The organism is Salinisphaera orenii subsp. orenii MK-B5 (assembly GCF_003788635.1).
Taxonomy (GTDB): Bacteria; Pseudomonadota; Gammaproteobacteria; order Nevskiales; family Salinisphaeraceae; genus Salinisphaera; species Salinisphaera orenii.
The window spans coordinates 267,065-284,749 of record NZ_AYKH01000001.1 but is presented as its reverse complement, the minus strand read 5'-3'; the positions used below and the strand labels follow the sequence as shown (position 1 = coordinate 284,749).

General features: G+C 60.5%; 13 protein-coding genes. 3 read left to right on the top strand and 10 right to left on the bottom strand.

Translation table 11 applies throughout. From position 1 onward, the window contains the following. Positions 1-4: 4 nt before the first annotated feature. Entirely contained in the window at positions 5-445 is a 441-nt protein-coding gene (locus tag SAOR_RS01400; protein ID WP_123629875.1) for a YchJ family protein, read from the bottom strand. Between the two features lie 179 nt (positions 446-624). Here SAOR_RS01400 and SAOR_RS01395 point away from each other — a divergent pair, with 179 nt between their 5' ends. Beyond that, positions 625-2,169 (top strand): AbgT family transporter, encoded by a 1,545-nt coding sequence (locus SAOR_RS01395; RefSeq protein ID WP_123629874.1) that lies wholly within the window; start codon positions 625-627, stop codon positions 2,167-2,169. A 76-nt stretch (positions 2,170-2,245) separates the two neighbouring features. Here SAOR_RS01395 and SAOR_RS01390 read toward each other — a convergent pair whose 3' ends face one another. Then, positions 2,246-2,803, bottom strand: a complete 558-nt coding sequence (locus tag SAOR_RS01390) for a lipocalin family protein (RefSeq protein ID WP_123629873.1) — start codon at positions 2,801-2,803, stop codon at positions 2,246-2,248. 312 nt (positions 2,804-3,115) lie between these two features. Then, the gene (locus SAOR_RS01385; protein ID WP_123629872.1) at positions 3,116-4,066 is read right to left on the bottom strand and encodes an alpha/beta hydrolase; all 951 of its coding nucleotides are present in this window, start codon (positions 4,064-4,066) and stop codon (positions 3,116-3,118) included. A gap of 275 nt (positions 4,067-4,341) precedes the next feature. Between SAOR_RS01385 and SAOR_RS01380 the strand changes: the two genes are divergently transcribed. Beyond that, a complete protein-coding gene (locus SAOR_RS01380) occupies positions 4,342-5,835 on the top strand; it encodes a protein adenylyltransferase SelO (RefSeq protein ID WP_123629871.1) in 1,494 nt (497 codons plus the stop codon). 294 nt (positions 5,836-6,129) lie between these two features. Next, positions 6,130-6,615 (top strand): pyridoxamine 5'-phosphate oxidase family protein, encoded by a 486-nt coding sequence (locus SAOR_RS01375; RefSeq protein ID WP_123629870.1) that lies wholly within the window; start codon positions 6,130-6,132, stop codon positions 6,613-6,615. 187 nt (positions 6,616-6,802) lie between these two features. On the opposite strand, the gene SAOR_RS01370 is transcribed toward SAOR_RS01375, so the two are convergent. The 7 genes from SAOR_RS01370 to SAOR_RS01340 all read right to left on the bottom strand — a co-directional run bounded on the left by SAOR_RS01370 (position 6,803) and on the right by SAOR_RS01340 (position 16,851). Further along, entirely contained in the window at positions 6,803-7,555 is a 753-nt protein-coding gene (locus tag SAOR_RS01370; protein WP_185015503.1) for an anti-sigma factor, read from the bottom strand. Continuing rightward, positions 7,552-8,118 (bottom strand): sigma-70 family RNA polymerase sigma factor, encoded by a 567-nt coding sequence (locus tag SAOR_RS01365; RefSeq protein ID WP_123629868.1) that lies wholly within the window; start codon positions 8,116-8,118, stop codon positions 7,552-7,554. The genes SAOR_RS01370 and SAOR_RS01365 overlap by 4 nt, the downstream gene beginning before the upstream one ends. A 469-nt stretch (positions 8,119-8,587) precedes the next feature. Continuing rightward, a complete protein-coding gene (locus SAOR_RS01360) occupies positions 8,588-9,571 on the bottom strand; it encodes an acyl-ACP desaturase (RefSeq protein WP_123629867.1) in 984 nt (327 codons plus the stop codon). 463 nt (positions 9,572-10,034) lie between these two features. Next, positions 10,035-11,384, bottom strand: coding sequence for a DNA adenine methylase (locus SAOR_RS01355; protein WP_123629866.1), 1,350 nt, complete (start codon positions 11,382-11,384; stop codon positions 10,035-10,037). 43 nt (positions 11,385-11,427) lie between these two features. Continuing rightward, positions 11,428-13,479, bottom strand: a complete 2,052-nt coding sequence (locus SAOR_RS01350) for an ATP-binding protein (protein WP_123629865.1) — start codon at positions 13,477-13,479, stop codon at positions 11,428-11,430. Between the two features lie 57 nt (positions 13,480-13,536). Continuing rightward, positions 13,537-15,504, bottom strand: coding sequence for an exodeoxyribonuclease V subunit alpha (gene recD, locus SAOR_RS01345; protein ID WP_123629864.1), 1,968 nt, complete (start codon positions 15,502-15,504; stop codon positions 13,537-13,539). 225 nt (positions 15,505-15,729) lie between these two features. Further along, complete coding sequence (locus tag SAOR_RS01340; RefSeq protein ID WP_123629863.1) at positions 15,730-16,851, bottom strand: IS5 family transposase; 1,122 nt, start codon at positions 16,849-16,851, stop codon at positions 15,730-15,732. Positions 16,852-17,685: the final 834 nt, after the last annotated feature.

Here is a 17,685-nt window from a genome sequence, read left to right as displayed (position 1 = left end):
GCGCTTAGGCCGCGCAGCATTTCTTGAACTTGCGCCCGCTGCCACAGGGGCAGGGGTCGTTACGCCCGGGTTTGAGCGCCGTGACCGCGTGGTCGCCGTCGACATAGAACCACTGGCCCTGTTCGCGCACGAAGCGTGAGCGTTCCTCCAGGACCGCAAAGCCGCCATCGTCGCGGCAGGTCGCGCGAAAATGCACGCGGCCGGTATCGCCGTCTTCACCGCTGTCCAACACCGCGAGGCCCAGCCAGTGGTCGCCGCTCGGGAGATCGAGCGTGGCCGGTCGCGTGTCGGGGTGCCAGCTCGACTGCACGTACGCCGCGTCGCCCAGCGCATACGCGCTGTAGCGCGCACGCATCAGCGCTTCGGGCGTCGGCGCCGGTTCGCCGCGGTGGCAGGGCCCGCAGCATTGGTCGTAAGGGCGGCCGGACTGGCAGGGGCACGTCATGGCGAACGTTACGATTCGGGAACGATTGCGCCATCATGTAGCGGGTTGGGTCGCGTCTCAACGTGCCGGGGCGATGCGTCGTCTCGTGCCGAGAGCCGAACGGCCGGTCAGCATGGCCTGTGCCGAATGGGGAATCGGCAGGCGCGCACGCGGCGGTTTCAAACAAAGGGAACAGGACGATGAACGACCGGGGGATGCAGAACAATCTGCTGCAGCGGATGCTCAACGGGGTCGAGCGGACAGGCAATCGTCTGCCCCATCCCGTCACGCTTTTCGCACTGCTGGCGGGGCTGGTGGCCGTGGTGTCGGCGCTGCTGTCGTTCACGGGGATCTCGGTCGAGCCGCCCGGCGGGGGCGAAGCGGTCACGGTCAACAACCTGCTCTCCGGCGAGGGCATCCGGTATATCTTCGGCTCGCTGGTCGACAACTTCATCGGCTTCGCGCCGCTGGGCGTGGTGCTGGCCACGATGATCGGCATCGGCATGGCCGAGCGCACCGGGCTGATCAGCGTACTGCTGCGCAGCTTCATCCTGTCCATTCCCAAGTCGCTGATCACCTTCGGTCTGGTGTTCGCCGGCATTCTCTCGAGCCTGGCCTCCGACGCCGGTTATGTCGTGCTGCCGCCGCTCGGCGCGATGATCTTCGCCGCCCTCGGACGCCACCCGATCGCCGGCCTGGCGGCGGCCTTCGCCGGGGTGTCGGCCGGCTATAGCGCCAATCTGCTGCTCTCGGCGGTCGACGTGGTCCTCGGCCAGCTCACGATCGAGGCGGCCGCCACCATCGACCCGGCCTATGCCGAATCGATGAATCTGGCGATGAACTATTTCTTCATCATCGCCTCGACCTTCTTCTTGGCGCTCGTCGGCACGCTCGTCAGCCAGTTCGTGGTGGAGCCGCGCCTGGGCCGTTACCAGGGGGGTTACGAAGACGAGTCCCGCGACGAGGAGGCCACGACCATCACCGCGCAGGACAGGCGCGGCATGAAATGGGCCGGCGTGGCGTTCCTCGTCACGGTCGCGCTGATGGCGCTGCTGGTCGTGCCGCCGGGTGCGCCGCTGCGCGGCGAGGGCGGGGCGATCGTGCAATCGCCGTTCATGGAGTCGCTGGCGGTCGTGCTGTTGATCATCTTCTTCGTGCCCGGGCTGGTCTACGGTATCGTCACCGGGGCCGTGCGGAACGACAGCGACGTTGCCCACAAGCTGTCGGACACCATGGCCGGCATGGGCATGTTCATCATGCTGGCCTTCACCGCCGGCCAGTTCGTCGCCTGGTTCGCCGAGTCCAATCTCGGCATCTTCATGGCGGTCTACGGCGCCGAATTCCTGCAGGCCATCAGCCTGGGCGGTGTCCCGCTGCTGATCCTGTTCGTCGTGATCGTGGGCTTTATCAACCTGTTCATCGGCAGCGCCTCGGCCAAATGGGCGATCCTGGCGCCGGTGTTCGTGCCGATCATGATGCAGCTCGGCTACTCGCCCGAGCTGACCCAGATGGCCTACCGCGTGGCGGACTCCTCGACCAACATCATCACGCCGCTGATGCCGTATTTCGCGCTGATCATTGCCTACGCCCAGCAGTACGACAAGAACCTGCGCATCGGCTCGCTGATCTCGATCATGCTGCCGTTCTCGCTGGCCTTCCTGCTGTTCTGGACGCTGCTGCTGATCGTCTGGATGCTGCTCGGCCTGCCGCTGGGGCCCGGCGCCTCGACGTATTACGGCGGCTGAGGCGCGCGCACGTCGATGAACCTGCTTGAGCCGAGCCGCGGTCCGGCCCGAGGGCCCGGCGCCCGCGCCCGCGGCGCTATTCGTCGCGATAGGGTGCGCAGGCGGCGCCCTGTCTCGGATAGATGAGTTCGGCCGTATCGAAATCCATCGCGCCCGCCTGCGCCACGAGCGCGCTGCGTTCGGCCGCGGGCAGCGTCGGCTCGCGGGCCAGAATCCAGAGATAATCCCGATTCGGGCCGCCGACGATAGCCGTCGTATAGTCCTCGTCGAGAGCCAGCACGTTATAACCGCCATAGAACGGGCCGAAGAAGCTGACCTTGAAGCGGCCCGTGTCTTCGCCCGCCACGAAATACGCCTTGCCGATCGCCTCGCTCGCTTCCTCCTCGGAAAGATCCACGCCGCGGTTGACCACGCGCACACCGCCGTCGTCGCGCGGGCTATAGGTGGCCGTCACGCAGTCCAGGCCCTCCTCGAAACCATGATCCAGCCGCGCGATCTCGTACCAGCGGCCCAGATAGCGATCGAGCGCGAACGGCTCGACGGCCGTCGTGCCCTCGGGCAGGCTCACGCAGCCGCCGAGCAGGCCGGCGGCGAGCGTCAGCGCGAGTACAGCGGGCGCAAAGCGATACTTCATTGGCGCGGTTTCGGCGGTCGGATAGGGGCGCGTGTCTCGCGAGTATATCGACGCGCATCGGTGCCGGGGTTTGCCGTTTTTGTGCCGCGCGTTCGACGTGTTGGGCCGGCCCTTGAACTAACGCCTGGCGAGGTGCAACGCAGGGTTCGAATTCGACGCAAGTAGCGTGCTTGTCGGCTCAAATGATCGCGGGACGCAAGACGCCCGACCCGGCGCCGGCGTCACGCAGCCCGGGACAGCCCGAGTAATGGCTTGATAGAGGCAAGCTCGCGCCGTCCTCGTGCACCCCCTCAACGCGTGCGACCCAGCGCTTTAGCGGCCGATGGCGAGACGCGCGCGCAACGCGGCGGCGATCCGATCCATCATCTCGCCGGTCGCCGCCAGCCAGGCATGCATTTCGATGAAGCCGTGAATCACGCCCGGGTAGTGGGCATGGTCGACGTCCACGCCGTCATCGGCCAGGCGCGCGGCGTAAAGCACACCTTCGTCCATGAGCACATCGGCCCCGGCGGTGATCACGAGCGCGGGTGCGGTGCCTTCCAGCGTTTCCGCCAGAATCGGCGACACCCGCCAGTCGAGCGGGTCGGTATTGGCATCCACGCTGCGCTGGCCGAACCAGGCCATGAGTTCGGCCGTGAGCGGCGGCACGTTCGCGTTGCGCCCCTTGGACGGATACTTGCCCGCGGCCTCGCGCAAGTCGGTGGCGGGGTAGACCAACACCTGCAAGGCCAGCGGCCAGCCGGCATCGCGTGCCGCCAGCGCGACCACTGCCGACAGATGCCCGCCCGCGCTGTCGCCGCCTACCGCGAGTTTTTGCGCGTCGATATCGAATTCGGCCGCATGTTCGACGAGATACCCGTAGGCCGCGATCGCGTCGTCCGAAGAGGCCGGCAGGCAGTGCTCCGGCGCCAGGCGATAGTCCACCGCCACGAGCTGACAGCCGGCGCGCTGGGCCAGCTGTCGACACACGCGATCGTGCGATTCCAGATCGCCCAGAACCCAGCCACCGCCGTGAAAATAGACCAGCGTCGGCGCCGCGCCCGCGGCCAGGCCTTCGGGGCGATAGCGCCGCGCGGCGAGCGTGCGCCCTTCGAGCGTAATCTCGTGCTCGACGATCTCGCCCATCGGCACCGGTTCGCCGCCGCTCGCCGCCAGGGTTTCGATATAGAACTGGCGTGCCTCGGCCAGGCCGAGATCGGCGAAGGAGATATCGGCTTCGCGCATCTTCGCGACAACGCCGGCGACTTCGGGGGTGAGCGACATGAGCAATCCTTGTAAAGCCTGTTGCGTACCACGGGCTTGATAGCACGATTGCTCGAGCGGATGCACCCGGCAAGGCTCTACTTGGGCATGCCGTTACCTGCTCGTACCGCGCCATGCCGGTCGGGATTGAATGCGCCCGAGTCGACGTGCGATGCCAAACCCGACTCCGAGCGTCTGCGGCTTGCCATTGAACGGTGCGGTCACGGCCCGCAACATCAATTTAATAACCTCATCGAGCCAACGCTGGCGACGTCGTTCGCCGCGGAGCATCGCCCATGACCGACACCGCAACCGCCGAGCCGCTCGCGCTCGACAACACCTACGCCCGCTTGCCGGGCGAATTCCATGCCCGCGCGACGCCGACCGCTGTCTCGGCGCCGCGTCTGCTTCGGCTCAACCGGCCCTTGGCCGAGCAGCTCGGCCTCGACGCGCAGGCGCTCGAAAACCCGGCGGGTGTCGAGATTCTGGCCGGCAATCGCGTCCCGGAAGGCGCCGAACCGCTGGCGATGGCCTATGCCGGGCATCAGTTCGGCAACTTCGCGCCCACGCTGGGCGACGGTCGGGCCGTGCTGTTGGGCGAAATCACCGATCGCCACGGCGCCCGTCGCGATATTCAGCTCAAGGGCGCGGGCCCGACGCCCTTTTCCAGCCGGGGCGACGGCCGCGCCGCGCTCGGGCCGGTGATACGCGAATACGTCGTCAGCGAAGGCATGGCGGGCCTGGGTATTCCAACCACCCGTGCGCTGGCGATGGTCACGACCGGCGAATCGGTATTCCGCATGCGGGCCGAGCCGGGCGGCGTGCTCACCCGCGTCGCCGCCAGCCATGTGCGCGTCGGGACCTTCGAATACTTCGCCCGGCGCGGCAACCAGGACGCGGTACGCGCGCTCGCCGACTACGTCATCGAGCGCCACTATCCGCACGTCGCCGATGCGGCCAACCCGTATCTCGACCTGCTGGAAGAAGTCGCCGAACACACCGCTGACTTGATCGCGCAATGGCTGCTGGTCGGCTTCATCCACGGCGTCATGAACACCGACAACGTCTCCATCGCCGGCGAAACGCTCGATTATGGCCCCTGTGCGTTCATGGACGCCTACAATCCGGCCACCGTGTACAGCTCCATCGATCAGGGCGGGCGTTATGCGTACAACCAGCAGCCGGCGATCGGCCAGTGGAACCTGGCGCGCTTCGCCGAGTGCCTGGTGCCGCTACTCGCAGACGACAAAGAGGACGCGATAACCCACGCCGAGGCGGTGCTGGAACGCTATATCGAGCGCTTCGAAACGACGTATCACGACGGCCTGGCGGCCAAGATTGGCCTGCAAGAACGCCGCGAAGGCGACGCCGATCTCGTCTACGATCTGCTCGAGTGCATGGCCGAGCAGGGCGCCGACTTCACGCTCACCTTCCGGCGCCTGGCCGATTTGGGTGCAGAGGCCGACGAGCGTGACCAGGCCGTACAGACGCTATTCAACGACCCGGCCGGCTTCGACCGCTGGGCGGCGCGCTGGCGTGAGCGCCTGGCCGCCGAAACCCGCGACGACGCGACACGCCGAGCCGCCATGCGCGCGGTCAACCCGGCGTATATCCCGCGCAACCACCGTATCCAGCAGGTGATCGACGCCGCCGAGGCGGGCGATTACCAACCGCTGGACGAACTGCTCACGGTGGTCGCCCGTCCGTTCGACGACCATCCCGAGCTCGCCGACTACGCACGGCCGCCGAAGCCGGACGAAGTCGTACAGCGCACCTTCTGTGGCACCTGAACCCCGCGGTCGCTGTCGCCACGCCCGTGCGTAAAACCGTCTCATCGTGATCGCGGCGGCCGGCGTTCATGCCGGTCTGTCGACGACTCGGGCAGGACGCGTGCATCCGCTCGGTTGGTTTTTCCGTTATGTGGATCAGGCCGTTGCCACTGATCGGCTGGTGGCTCGTGGCCATCGCGCCTGGTGGCCGAATCGCTTGCCGCCTCGACCGGGTGCGCCACAGTCGAACACCGCGTCCGCCGGTCTTTAGTTCACGCTCAACTCATTCAATCGCACTCCAAGGATCACACGACTATGTCTAGCCCCGAACACAAGCAAAAGATCTGGAACCTGATCAAAGAGATCCAGGTCGGCATGCTCGTCACGCTGGATGACGACGTGCCGCGTGCCCGCCCCATGCATCTGGTGCAGAACGAGTACGACGGCACGATCTGGTTCTACACCCGCCGCAGCACCGAAAAAGTGCTCGAAGCAAAAGGCGATAGCGATGTCTGCCTGACCTTCTCCGATCAGGAAGAGGGTGTGTATGTATCGATGTCGGGCAAGGCGCGTATTACCGACGACCAGAACATAATCGATAAATATTGGAACCCGGGCGTCGCCGCCTGGCTGCCGGAAAAGGAAGACCCGGACGTCGTCATGCTCGAGATCGACATCGAGATGGGCGAACACTGGGCGGCCAAGGAAAGCAAGGTCTTCCAGCTTTATGAAATGGCCAAGGCCAACGTCAAAAGCGACAAAACGCCGAACATCGGCGAGAACGAGAAATTCGGCGGCTGATCAGCCGGACGGATAGCTCGGAGAAACGCCCGGTTCGCCGGGCGTTTTTTATGCTCTGAGAGTGATCAGGCTCGCCGACAGGGCGAGGATCAAGACGAGCCGCGAACGCTCGATGTGGCAATGCAAGAACTCGATCTCTCCGAGACCTGACTCCGAGCTCTCTGATCGCATCGCGCGGATTGGGTCTTTAGCCCGCCCGACTGAGTATGGGCGCACTCCACATAAGCTTGCCGGCGGGCGCAGAGCGCGTTTGGTCGGACGTACCCGCGTCTTCCATGGAAACCATGAGCTTCGCCGGCGGCGCCATGCGCTTTACGGTCGCTTCACTGAGCGTCATGTTATAGCCGCCCTTGGAGTGCGGCCATGTGCCCAGCGGCATCGGCTCACCTTCCTCAGGCTTGAGCCAGGCACGTAACACCTTGCCTTCGGGCACCTCGTAGTCCCCCAATGCCACGACCTGCATTTCGTCATCACCCGCCCAGGCGGTTACAAGCCAGCCGGTGCCCGTCGGGTCGTCGTAGACGATACTCGTATACGCATGGGGTGGGTCGGGTTCGCCGAAACCATGGTGATACGTGGGCTGGGAGAGCAGAATGCCGCCAAGCACCAACGCCACTAAAGTAGCGGCGATCGCAGCGCCACGCCAGAATCGTGAATCATTGGCGGCCGGCGCCTGCGAACGCGGCGTCGCAGCCGTGCGGGTATCGCCTAGCGACAACGTCTCCGACACCCGGTCCCAGACCGCCGCCGGCGGCTGCACGGGGGCGAGCCCAAGGCCCAGGCTCCCGAGCCGACGTTCCCAATAGGCGAGTTCACGGCGTGCCGCCGGGTCTGTTTTCAGGCGCTGTTCGAAGGCGTCGCGCTCGTCGGGCGCGGCCGTACCGAGCACATATTCGCCCGCCTCGAGTACGACATCGTCGTCACGCTCTTGAGATGTCATGACGCACGCTCCGACAGGCATTCGCGCAACCGCATCAGGCCGCGCCGAATCCAGCTCTTGACCGTACCCAGGGGCGCGTCCAGCCGCTGCGAAAGCTCTTGATGCGTCAGGCCCTCATAGTAGGCCAGCAGCACGCTATCCCGCTGTTGCGGCTGCAGCGTCTTCAAACACGCCCTTATCGCGTCAAGGGACTGCTGGTTCTCATTTTCTTCCAGCGGCGAAAGCGCCTGCTCATCCTCGAGCAGTGTAGCCATCATGTCCGGCTCCTCCGGCATCGCAACTTCGGGACGCTTACGCCTGAGTACGTCAAGTGCACGATAGCGAGCAATAGACAACAGCCACGTCAAAGGCGCCCCCCGTTCCGGAGTATAGGTGTCCGCCTTCTGCCATACCTTGACATAGGCGTCCTGTAACGCATCCTGCGCGCGCTCCGGGCTACGCAGAATACGCAGCAACAGCGCATAGAGTTGCGAAGAAGTGGCCGCATAGAGCTGCTGGAACGCGCGCTCGTCGCCTTGTGCCGTGGCCGTCAGCCACGCCGCCAGTTGTTCACGTTCAGCCATGATTATTGACCGGGCTCGTCAGATCGCACCGGGGCGAGACGTGAAGCGCTAAAAAACGCTGGTTTGTTATCAAATCTTTACCTTCGCGCAAGCGCCGGGGCGCATAAGCGTTATGCGCGGCTATTCAATCCATGATTTACGTAGTCTGGCTGGAAAGCGCCGAAGACACAATCGCCTTGCGGTTGTCGGGCTATGCGTCGGTAGTTTGAAGACTGCCAGCCGCTGCGGTCATGGACTGCGAGCTCCAGTGATGATTGCCAGTCGCGATTTCCGGTAGATCAGACCGGTATGAACGCGTTCGCTCAGGTTGATCGCCGCCGCCAGTGAATGCTCAGCAAGGCGGGTTCGTTAGCGCGAATGTGGCAATGCGAGACCTGACCGCGAGCTTCGCTAGTGAGCGTCCAGTCCGCCGAAGAAAAACTGACATGTGGCAACGCAAGGTCTGGACCCGACCTCCTTGCGAGGACCGTTAGCCCAACTCCATTACCCGCGCATAGATAAAGTCGAAGGAGAAGCTTTTACTTCGGGTGCGTTTTTCCAGGATGTCGGCGAGCCGGTCAAGGCGCGCGGGTACGGCCATCAGCTTGTCCTGGGCTTCGCGGCCTTCGGCGTCGTCAGGGGTGAGCTGGCTGATTTGCCACGCGTCCAGACATTCGTCCACGACCTTGCGGTAATGGCGGGGGCCATAGATCTGAGCTCGGCCGACCACTTCGGCCATTTCCATGTAGCCCGGAATGGTATGGCCGGGCATGGCCAGCCGCGGCACGACCTTGAGGGCGGCCTGCAGCGCGCGGGTACAGTCGATATCGAGGATGCCGCGGAAGATATCGCGGTAAAAGCGAAAATGCCGCGACTCGTCGTTTGCCACATGGGCAAGCAGGCGCTGGATAATCGGCTCGTGACGGCCCGCCACCCGCGCGGTGTTGGCATGCGCGGCTTGAGTGGCCCGTTCCTGGAGCGTGGTATAGGCGATCACCTGGTAGGGGTCGCCACTCGAATCCGGGTCGAAGCCGGCCTCGATATACTGATACTGAAGCGCCTCGAAGGCGCGCATGTCGAACAGCCGGGCGTCGCGCACGTAGTCATGCAAGGCGCAGCCGTGGCGATCCTCCTCTGCGGTCCACATATAGTTCCAGCGCGACCAGGCATTGTCGCTGCCCAGCGTCACGGCCAGCAGCCGGTGAAAATGCGGCAGGCCCTCCTCGGTGAGCAGGTTGAGCGCCAACGCCACGCGCACGGCATCCGGCATGCCGCGGGCGCGCTCCGGCAACTCCGCCATATCGCGCGCCTGCTCATCGGTCATTTGCTCGTTGGCAGGCAGGAAATCGCCCGGGAACCACAGCCGGCGATTCTCTTTATGCCGGGCCATCAGTTGTTCGGCCAACGGCTCCAGACTGGCGAGGGCCTCTGTCTTGATCTTCAGGGCGTGGGCATCACTGGCTGACTTGGACATTGGGAACCGCCGTCATTCGTTAAGCCGCAATCAACGTGTCGTTCGTAATACCGTCCAGCGCGGACAGTATGAATTTTGCGAAGCACTGCCTTCATCCTAACGCAATCGTATACAAGATTCGGCCAACACAATTTTGGTGTTTGCGGATTTGCGTGGCTACCGGGTCTGTCTTCGGATTTGCGCAGGCAGCCGAGGATCTGGAAACGGGCTGGAGTCGAATCGGTGGCGAGGTTGTGGCTGACGGCCCGCATTCTCAATCGGAGGCTCGAGTCTGAAATGTCGTCCTCGTCAGCCATGATGCGAGATAGACCCTGACGCTGCTTTTCACTGTGGCGGGCCGAAGAGGTGCAGTTTGGACTCGAATCCAGCTGACCCTCTTGCCCCTCTAGAGGGTAGAGGGTATCTGACCCCGAGTTATGCTTCTTAAGCTCTTTCATGCCATCCGCACTGGGCTTTGTGAGCCTCAGTCACTCTGATGCTTTCTCATAACTAGCACAGTTTCTTCTGACATCGAACCTGGCATTCGCTTATTCGGAATAGAGCGAGGTAGCGTTACGATTTCTGTCGCGCCATTTAACGTAAGAAAATCACAAACAATACGGTCTAATGGGACCCGAATACCAGCGATTTTACGATTGCCGAGCGTCAACATTAAAAATCCGTCCAAAGAAACTGCTGTGAGGACTTGTTGGGCCGACTGATAGAGATCGTAGAAAAACGACACCAACCGCTTTTCCCCCGACGAGCTCTGGGCCGACACTTGCGAGAGTGATTTACGAAAAGCCCATGATTTAGAAGCTATAAAATCGCGCTTTTCGAACATATCACTCAAGCTGCCCCCTAGGCTTGCGGTGTCTATCGATGATTGCCGGCTAGCCAAGCTACGGTCGAAGTTTGCCTCGATGTCGTCAAGGTCTATAAATTGAAGCGGGAGAAAGGAGTACTGGCCGTAGGTAACGGTAGTTTTATTGTCGCCGTAAGGTGGGGAAGTCACGACTAAGTCAGCCTTCTCGTCGACTTCAAGCGCCCGGGAGTCTTGAAGCGAAAGCTGATAACGCTGATTCAGGGCGCCTTGACTAACGAGTCCATCATCGCTGAGCTGACGCCAAAGCACTTCCTTTCTATCAGCATTTGTTTTGCACTTAGAAAGGAAAAGATTCGTTATGCCTACCTCGCCAATTTCTTGTCGGTCCGCTTTCACGTGAAGTTTGTACGTACTCCTTCTCGTGTTGCTGGCTAAACGGACAAGGTCGCTAAGCGAAACCCAAAGGAACCTTCGAATCCAACTTTCACTTTCCGCGCGTATTGCCGTCGATATTTTGGAGAGGGATTTTAAGGCTGTTTGGGAGAACCACTTGGTATCGCCCGGGAAATCTACCAGCTTGTAATCATAGCGGGGATCAGACAGCCGTCCAGCAACCCTGAGGATCGCATTGTCGACCAAACGTTTCTCGAAAAAATCTATTTTTGCTTTACAGCAGAGTATAGCTAGGGGATTTATGTCACTCCCAACAAACGATTTCCCTCGCAACATCGCTTCTCCTAAAACCGTTCCAGACCCGACAAAAGGATCTAAAATACGACTAATATTGGGAGAGCTTTTAAGTAAGCAGTCGATTAACGCGCCTTGCATTTCCGGGACCATCATCGCCGGATAGCTCATCCACCCGTGGCAATAGTCTCTTCGCGCTCGTCCGCGAAAATCCCAGTAGTTGGGTTCGTTACGCGCGGCGCTGTAAATTTGGTTCACGAGTTCTACCGCTTCAAACTGTTCACTTTTGGGTTGTGGAAAAATGCCGATTTTGGATACCATTACTTATATCTTAATGTTTAAAAGCACTAACCGTGGCCAAAATTCACCTGGTCTCTGCTTGGTATTGAATTTCTTCAGCAGTTGGAGGATTTGCATTATTGATTAGTGCTCCACTCACATGGTGTTCTATAGCATCAGCGGTAAGCGCTATATAACCAGCGGCTGACGCGATGGTTCGAATAGTCTCCTCCGTCAAATACTCTGTTGACCCGTGGGCTCCGAGGTGTGCCCCTTTTACGGCCTTTGTAAAAGATTGAGTTTTAAGTATGTTCTGAAGAGTAGAATAGTCTAGCTTAACGACTTTAGATATCTCAGTAAGGATCTTTCGATTAGCGTTTACGTCTGAGAGAACAAACGCTAAGAGACACGCAACACGCCAAAGCACCTTATCTAGCTTTGGTATTTTGTTTTTGAAGATTATTGGGTATTTGTACTCAAGAGCTTTGCAGGAAATTTCGAAGACCGTGCGAAGCGCAGGCGCGATAATTTCGTAGTAACGATCTGGGCTGCGATGTGCGCAATCGATCTGATTGAGTATTCGGCTAATTGTCGGATGGGAGATTTTGTAACCAGAATTCTGGGGCACTGAAAATAGGCTCAGTTCGACTTCGCCGCCGGTAATAGACGACATCGGCTGATAAAACTCAACAGTACAGAACCGGGATGCGCTCCCCTTATTCGGTTTTCTTATATAAAAATAAAGCGTTTTTCGGCAGCTTTCGGTAATTGAATCTAGATTTGGGTCGGACAGCTCTTCACCGTTAACTTCGACGCCAAGATTGTTTCGATCGATGGAGTTGCCGTGGGCGTCGCAGGCGTTTTTAACAAGCTGTCGTGCGTTAAACTTTTTCTGAGGGATCGGATACTTGAAATTAGGTTCTTTTAGTGTAATTTCTGATTTATCAGTTGGATTTTCGTTTGTTGTGCTGGGTGTCGCGAAGTCGGGATGGGCTGGCCCTAGTTCATCTTTCTTGCTGTCCTCCTTGGCTTCGCGACGGAGCTTTGCAGCGGTGGGCTGTATCAATTCATTAAGAGATTTGAGGTCAGAGTCAATTGCTCTTTTGAAGTCTGTCTCGAGAATTCTGGTACGGTCAGCGCTAAACTCTAGATCTTTTCTGCTACTCTGGATTTTAACGTAGCCGATCATTTGAGGCATTGAATCTGACGTTCTGCGTGATCTGAAGATTCCAGGGTCGAATAATCTTTCGTTGTGAAATAGGTTGTCGTTTATAAATACAAGCGGAGAAAGCTGGTCATCGCTTTCACGCCAGAAATACTTAGGTATTTTGAGTTTTGAGTTGGGGGCGAGGTTGAATATTATAACACTTAAAGAGACTAAAGTTTTTTCGGTCACACATTTATAATTTAGTGTCTTTATAACCTTGCCTAAATGGTAAAATTCTAATTTTTCGCTTTTCGAATCGTATTTTACGTAAAACGATTGTCGATCTTTTAATATGTTTTCTGGCTTTGCTATATCTGATGTCGAGATATTAACGCCGTTGTCGACTTTTAGATTTATCGTGAAGTTCTCGTCGAGAAATGCCCCGATCACTTTCTGATTATTTTTGCCATCACTAAGGTATTCGACCAAAAATGATAAATCTTTGGGGTCCGCTTTGATTTCTATTGTCGTGCCGCGAGCGGCTCCCTTTTGTTCTTTGATGGGAATATTGTAGTCGGTAATTTTTTCAACCGAAGTAACATCGTTATAATTGACTGAGAATTTTAACTCGGTTTTCCCGTTGCAGGTTTGCCATTTTACGTGGCGCCCAAATTTAAATACCGACAGAAAGCCTAGGCCTTTTGAGCCCTGAATGTACCGAGTTGTGGCCCCGCAGGTTCTGGTGGTGCCATATGTTTTTGTGCTTTTCGCAAGATGGAAGAGCGTGTCAATATCGGTTCTGCTCATCCCTTCGCCATCGTCAGAGACGGTTACGGAAGATTTTGAGGTGGAGATGGTGATCGTTACGTGCGATGCGCATGCGTCATACGCGTTTTTTATTAGTTCGTTGAGCGCGAAAATGTGTGTTGGAACTTTTTCAGAAAGCTCTCTAACTATTTCGCCGCCTACGTTTATATTTGCGGAATTCAAACGTTTCTCCCCCGTGTTCTAGAAATCTGATTTAGTTGCCGCAGTCATCGGCTTTAGTTAATAAGAGTGAGGTCTTGCATCGTGCATTCCCGCACCGGAGATCTGGTCATTCGAAGCTGTCGCGGAGGTTCGGTTAGCTAACCCGGACACTCTACTGACCTGACGCTCAACCGTCCTCGCGAGAACAGCCGAACCGGCATACACAGCTAGCCGCGCCCGCCCCCGAGTTAACCCCGTATAAAACAACTCCCTCGCCAAAACCGGCACGTCATAATCCGGCAACACAAGCGTGACGGAATCGAACTCCGAACCCTGGCTCTTGTGGATCGTCATCGCATACACGGAATCGTGCGCGGGTAGTGCGCTTGGCAAGAACGCCCGCAGGCCGTTGTCCCCCTCAAACCAGACCCTAAGTTGCCCGTCTCGGTTTAACAGCGCAATGCCTACGTCGCCGTTATAGAGCCCGGTCTTGTAGTCATTTCGTCTAACCATGACGGGTCGGCCGTGGTACCAGGCGTCGCGCGGGTTGAAGTCGCAGCGGCGGGCCAGGCGTTCGGTAATGCCGGCGTTGATCGTCTCGCTGCCCGCGGTGCCTTTACGCACGGCGGTGAGCACGCATTGCTTGCCGAGCTGGGCGAGGGCGAGCGACGGGTCGGTCGCTTCGCAGAGGCTGGCGTAGTCGCCGGCCAGCTGATCCATGAGTCGGCCGATGGCGACGGCGTCCGACCGGTCGTGATAGACGAGATCGTCGTGGTCGGCGTTGAGCAGGTCTTGCGCGGCCTCGACATCGCCCGCGTTTACGGCCGCGGCGAGGCGGCCGATGGTGCTGTCGGCGTTGAAGCGGCGGCTGGTTTGCAGGGTGACGACGTGATCGGCGAGGGCGTGGTCGGCGGGTTGCACGGGTTGCGCGAGCAGTTCGCCGGCGGCGGCGTGTTGCCCGGCGGTAAAACGGTTCACGCCGGCGTTGGCACAGATTTCGGCGAGCACGGAGCCGGATTCGACCGAGGCGAGTTGGTAGCGGTCGCCGAGCAGAATCAGCCGAGCGTCGTCGCGAATCGCGTCCGCGAGCTTGGCCATCATCGGCAGGTCCACCATCGAGGCTTCGTCGACGATCACCACGTCGTAGGGCAGCGGGTTGTCGGCGTTGAAGCGGGCGCGGGTGGTCGCACCCGTCAGGCCCAGCAGGCGATGCAGGGTGCGGGCGGTTTGCGGGATATGTGCTTCGACGCGCTGTTTGTCGAAGTTCGTATCCGCGCCCATGTCGTCCAGTCCGTTGCGGACGGACTCGAGCATGCGCGCGGCGGCCTTGCCGGTGGGGGCCGCCAGGGCGATGAGCGGCGGCGTGTCGCCGTTGTCGATCGCGGCTTCGATGAGCACGCGCAGCAGGCGCACGATGGTGTAGGTCTTGCCCGTGCCCGGCCCGCCGGAAATCACGGTGAAGTGATGGCGCAGGGCGGCGAAGGCGGCCACGGCCTGCCAGTTGGTGGCGTTCGGGTTGGCGGCGTCCGGCGCGAACAGGCCGTTGCCGGGTTTGAGCGCGTCCACGTTCACCGGGTTCGGCTCGGCGGCCATGAGCGCGCTCAGCCGTTCGGCGAGTTTCGTTTCATAGGCGTGATAGCGCTGCAGATAGAGCCGGCCGGCTTCGAGAATAAGCGGGCGGGTTGGCATGTCGTCTTCGTTCGTTTCGCCGTCGAGCACGGTTACGAGCTCGCTGGCGGCGAGTGCGTCGGGCAATGCGGCCTGATTCGCGGCGCTCATCAATGCCGTGGGGATCTGATCGAGCGCGAGGCAGGTATGGCCCTGGGCCACGGCCCAGCTGGCGAGCGCGAAGGCGCGGGCGACGAGGCGGTCGGCGCCGTGGCGGCGGGCCCAGTGGGCGAGGGCCAGGTCGAGATCGGAGAGGTTGGCGTCTTCGGCGAGTGCGAGTGTTTCCGGCTGTGGCGCGGCGTTCGGCGCGCCTCGTCGCGTTGTTTCGGGAGTGGCTGGTTGGGATTCGAACAGGTCGCCCGTATGGGATTCGTTCATGGGCGGCCTCGGTCGAGTTCGCTTCGTTGCGTCGTGGGCGCAACCGGTCCGTGCTGCGGCGTGTCGGCTGGCGACGGTTGTGGGTAGGCGTTAAGCGTCGAAGGCCGGGCGGTCTGAGGCCGTGTTACCTTCGAAGTCACTGCGGTGATGGATTTGGGGTTGGGGTGTCGCACTGATGTGCGAGTCACTTTCGTTTGCTTGTCCAAGAGGGTGTAGACAAACCGGTCATCGAAAGAGCCGGTTCAAAAGCAGGCGGGCATTGGCCAGCCATACCCAGGCTTCCCCGATTTCGGGCAGCCGATCATGATGCATGATCAAGCGGCGAAAGCGCTCCTGCCAGGCATGCGTGCGCTCGACCACCCATCGCTTGTATAGCCCGCCACCGGGTGGCGTCGGCGGCGCGCCAAACAGTTCGGCTTGTGGCCCCGTCCACGCACGAGCTGTCGACGGCGTGATCGAAACAACGACCGCATGCGCCGAAGACCAAGCGTCGGCGATTTGGCCGGCGTAGCCGCCATCAGCATAAAGCGACGTAATTTGCGGATGCTTGGCCAAGGCGGCGTCCATGGTGGACGCCAGCGCGTTCCGGTCGCTCACGCAAGCTGCGCTGACGCTCACGGCCAATACCAGGCCCAGCGTATCGGTCACCATATGGCGCTTGCGCCCCTTGATCTTTTTGTTGGCGTCGAAACCCGCTTCGCCGCCCTGCGGCGAATGGCGGCTGCTCTGTGAATCGATGACGGCACGCGTTGGCGAGGCCTGTCGGTCCATCTGCGCACGCCAGTACACCAACAATCGGTCGTGCATCTGTTCGAACAAGCGCGCTGACTGCCAGCGCCGGAACGTTTTGTAGACGTTATCCCAATACGGAAAATCGGTGGGCAACATGCGCCAGGCGCAGCCCGTACGGACTACGTAAAGACAGGCATCAAGCATCGCGCGTCGATCATGTCGCGGCGGCCGACCGCCGCGCCCCGGCGGATCGAACAGATCACACACCTCGGCCCATTCGGCATCGGTCACAGAACTGGCATAGCGTGCATGCGTCGGCGCATTGCGGTGACGCTCGGTGTAGCCGTAACGCGAGCCCGCAGCCGGGCCGGGCAGATGGCGTGTCTGGTGCACACGACGAATGCCCAGGCGCTTGATGATCTTGCCCAGTGTGAGCGGGTGTACCTTTACGCCGGTACGTTCGGCAAGGCGTGCCGTGATCTGGCGAACGGTGGCATGTCGATCTTCCGCGATGATCTCGCAGAGCGCCTGTTGTTCTGCCGGGCCCACCTTGGGTGGACGCCCGATACGCTTGGGCTGAGATCCGTCTTCAGACCGAGAATCGTCCGTTCCCATTCCATTCATGCCACGCTATGCAAGGGTCGCAGTATACCATTTAGGTTTATCTACACCCTCCAAACGAAAGTAACCAAAGGAAAAGACACCCTGTCTTGCGCCGATGCTTTGCATCGGTGCCCTCCCATCGCGGACCGCAAGCGGGACGGCCGGAAACTCGCTAACGCTCAAACATCCGGCCGTCTTTTTCCGCTTGCGGTCCGCGCTGCTCGGCGCTGCGCCCAAGGGGCCCAATACAGACAAGCTTCGCTGTCGCTCGCTTAAGGTCGTGCTTTGTACCCGTTGGATTAGCCATTGGCGTAATCCGATATGCACCAAGCCACCTGCGCGGAGCGTCGAGCAATCACCGTATAGGCTCGATTTATTGGACCGGGGAGCCTGTATTCGGGCCCCGTGTGGAGCGAACGAGAAGCGCAGTGCTGAAGGGTGTCCGGCGCACTGCGCCGGTGCGGCCAGCATGTTCGAGCGTCGCGAAAGCGACGTGAGTTCTGGCCTCATCCCTTCGGCATGAGCATCGGAGTATCGCCCCGAGAGGCGGAGCAGGGTCTTCCCGCAGCGAAGCTGTGGGATGCGACCCTCGGCGGGGCGAGCCGTACGAGTTGTCGTCTCGGGGCTCATGCCGAACGCCGGCGGTCGCATCGCGGGTGCGCCGCGAAGGCCCTGCTCCGCGCCTCGTACGGCACCGGCGCGTTTCGCGCCGACGCGCAACCCGGGCGTCTTTTCCTTTGCTTCCTTTCGTTTGGACGAGCAAACGAAAGGGAGTCGCGCAACAGCGCGAAACAAAAGGTTCGACAAACTCGTCACTGCCGAAAACCCGATGGCTCGAACCGTTCG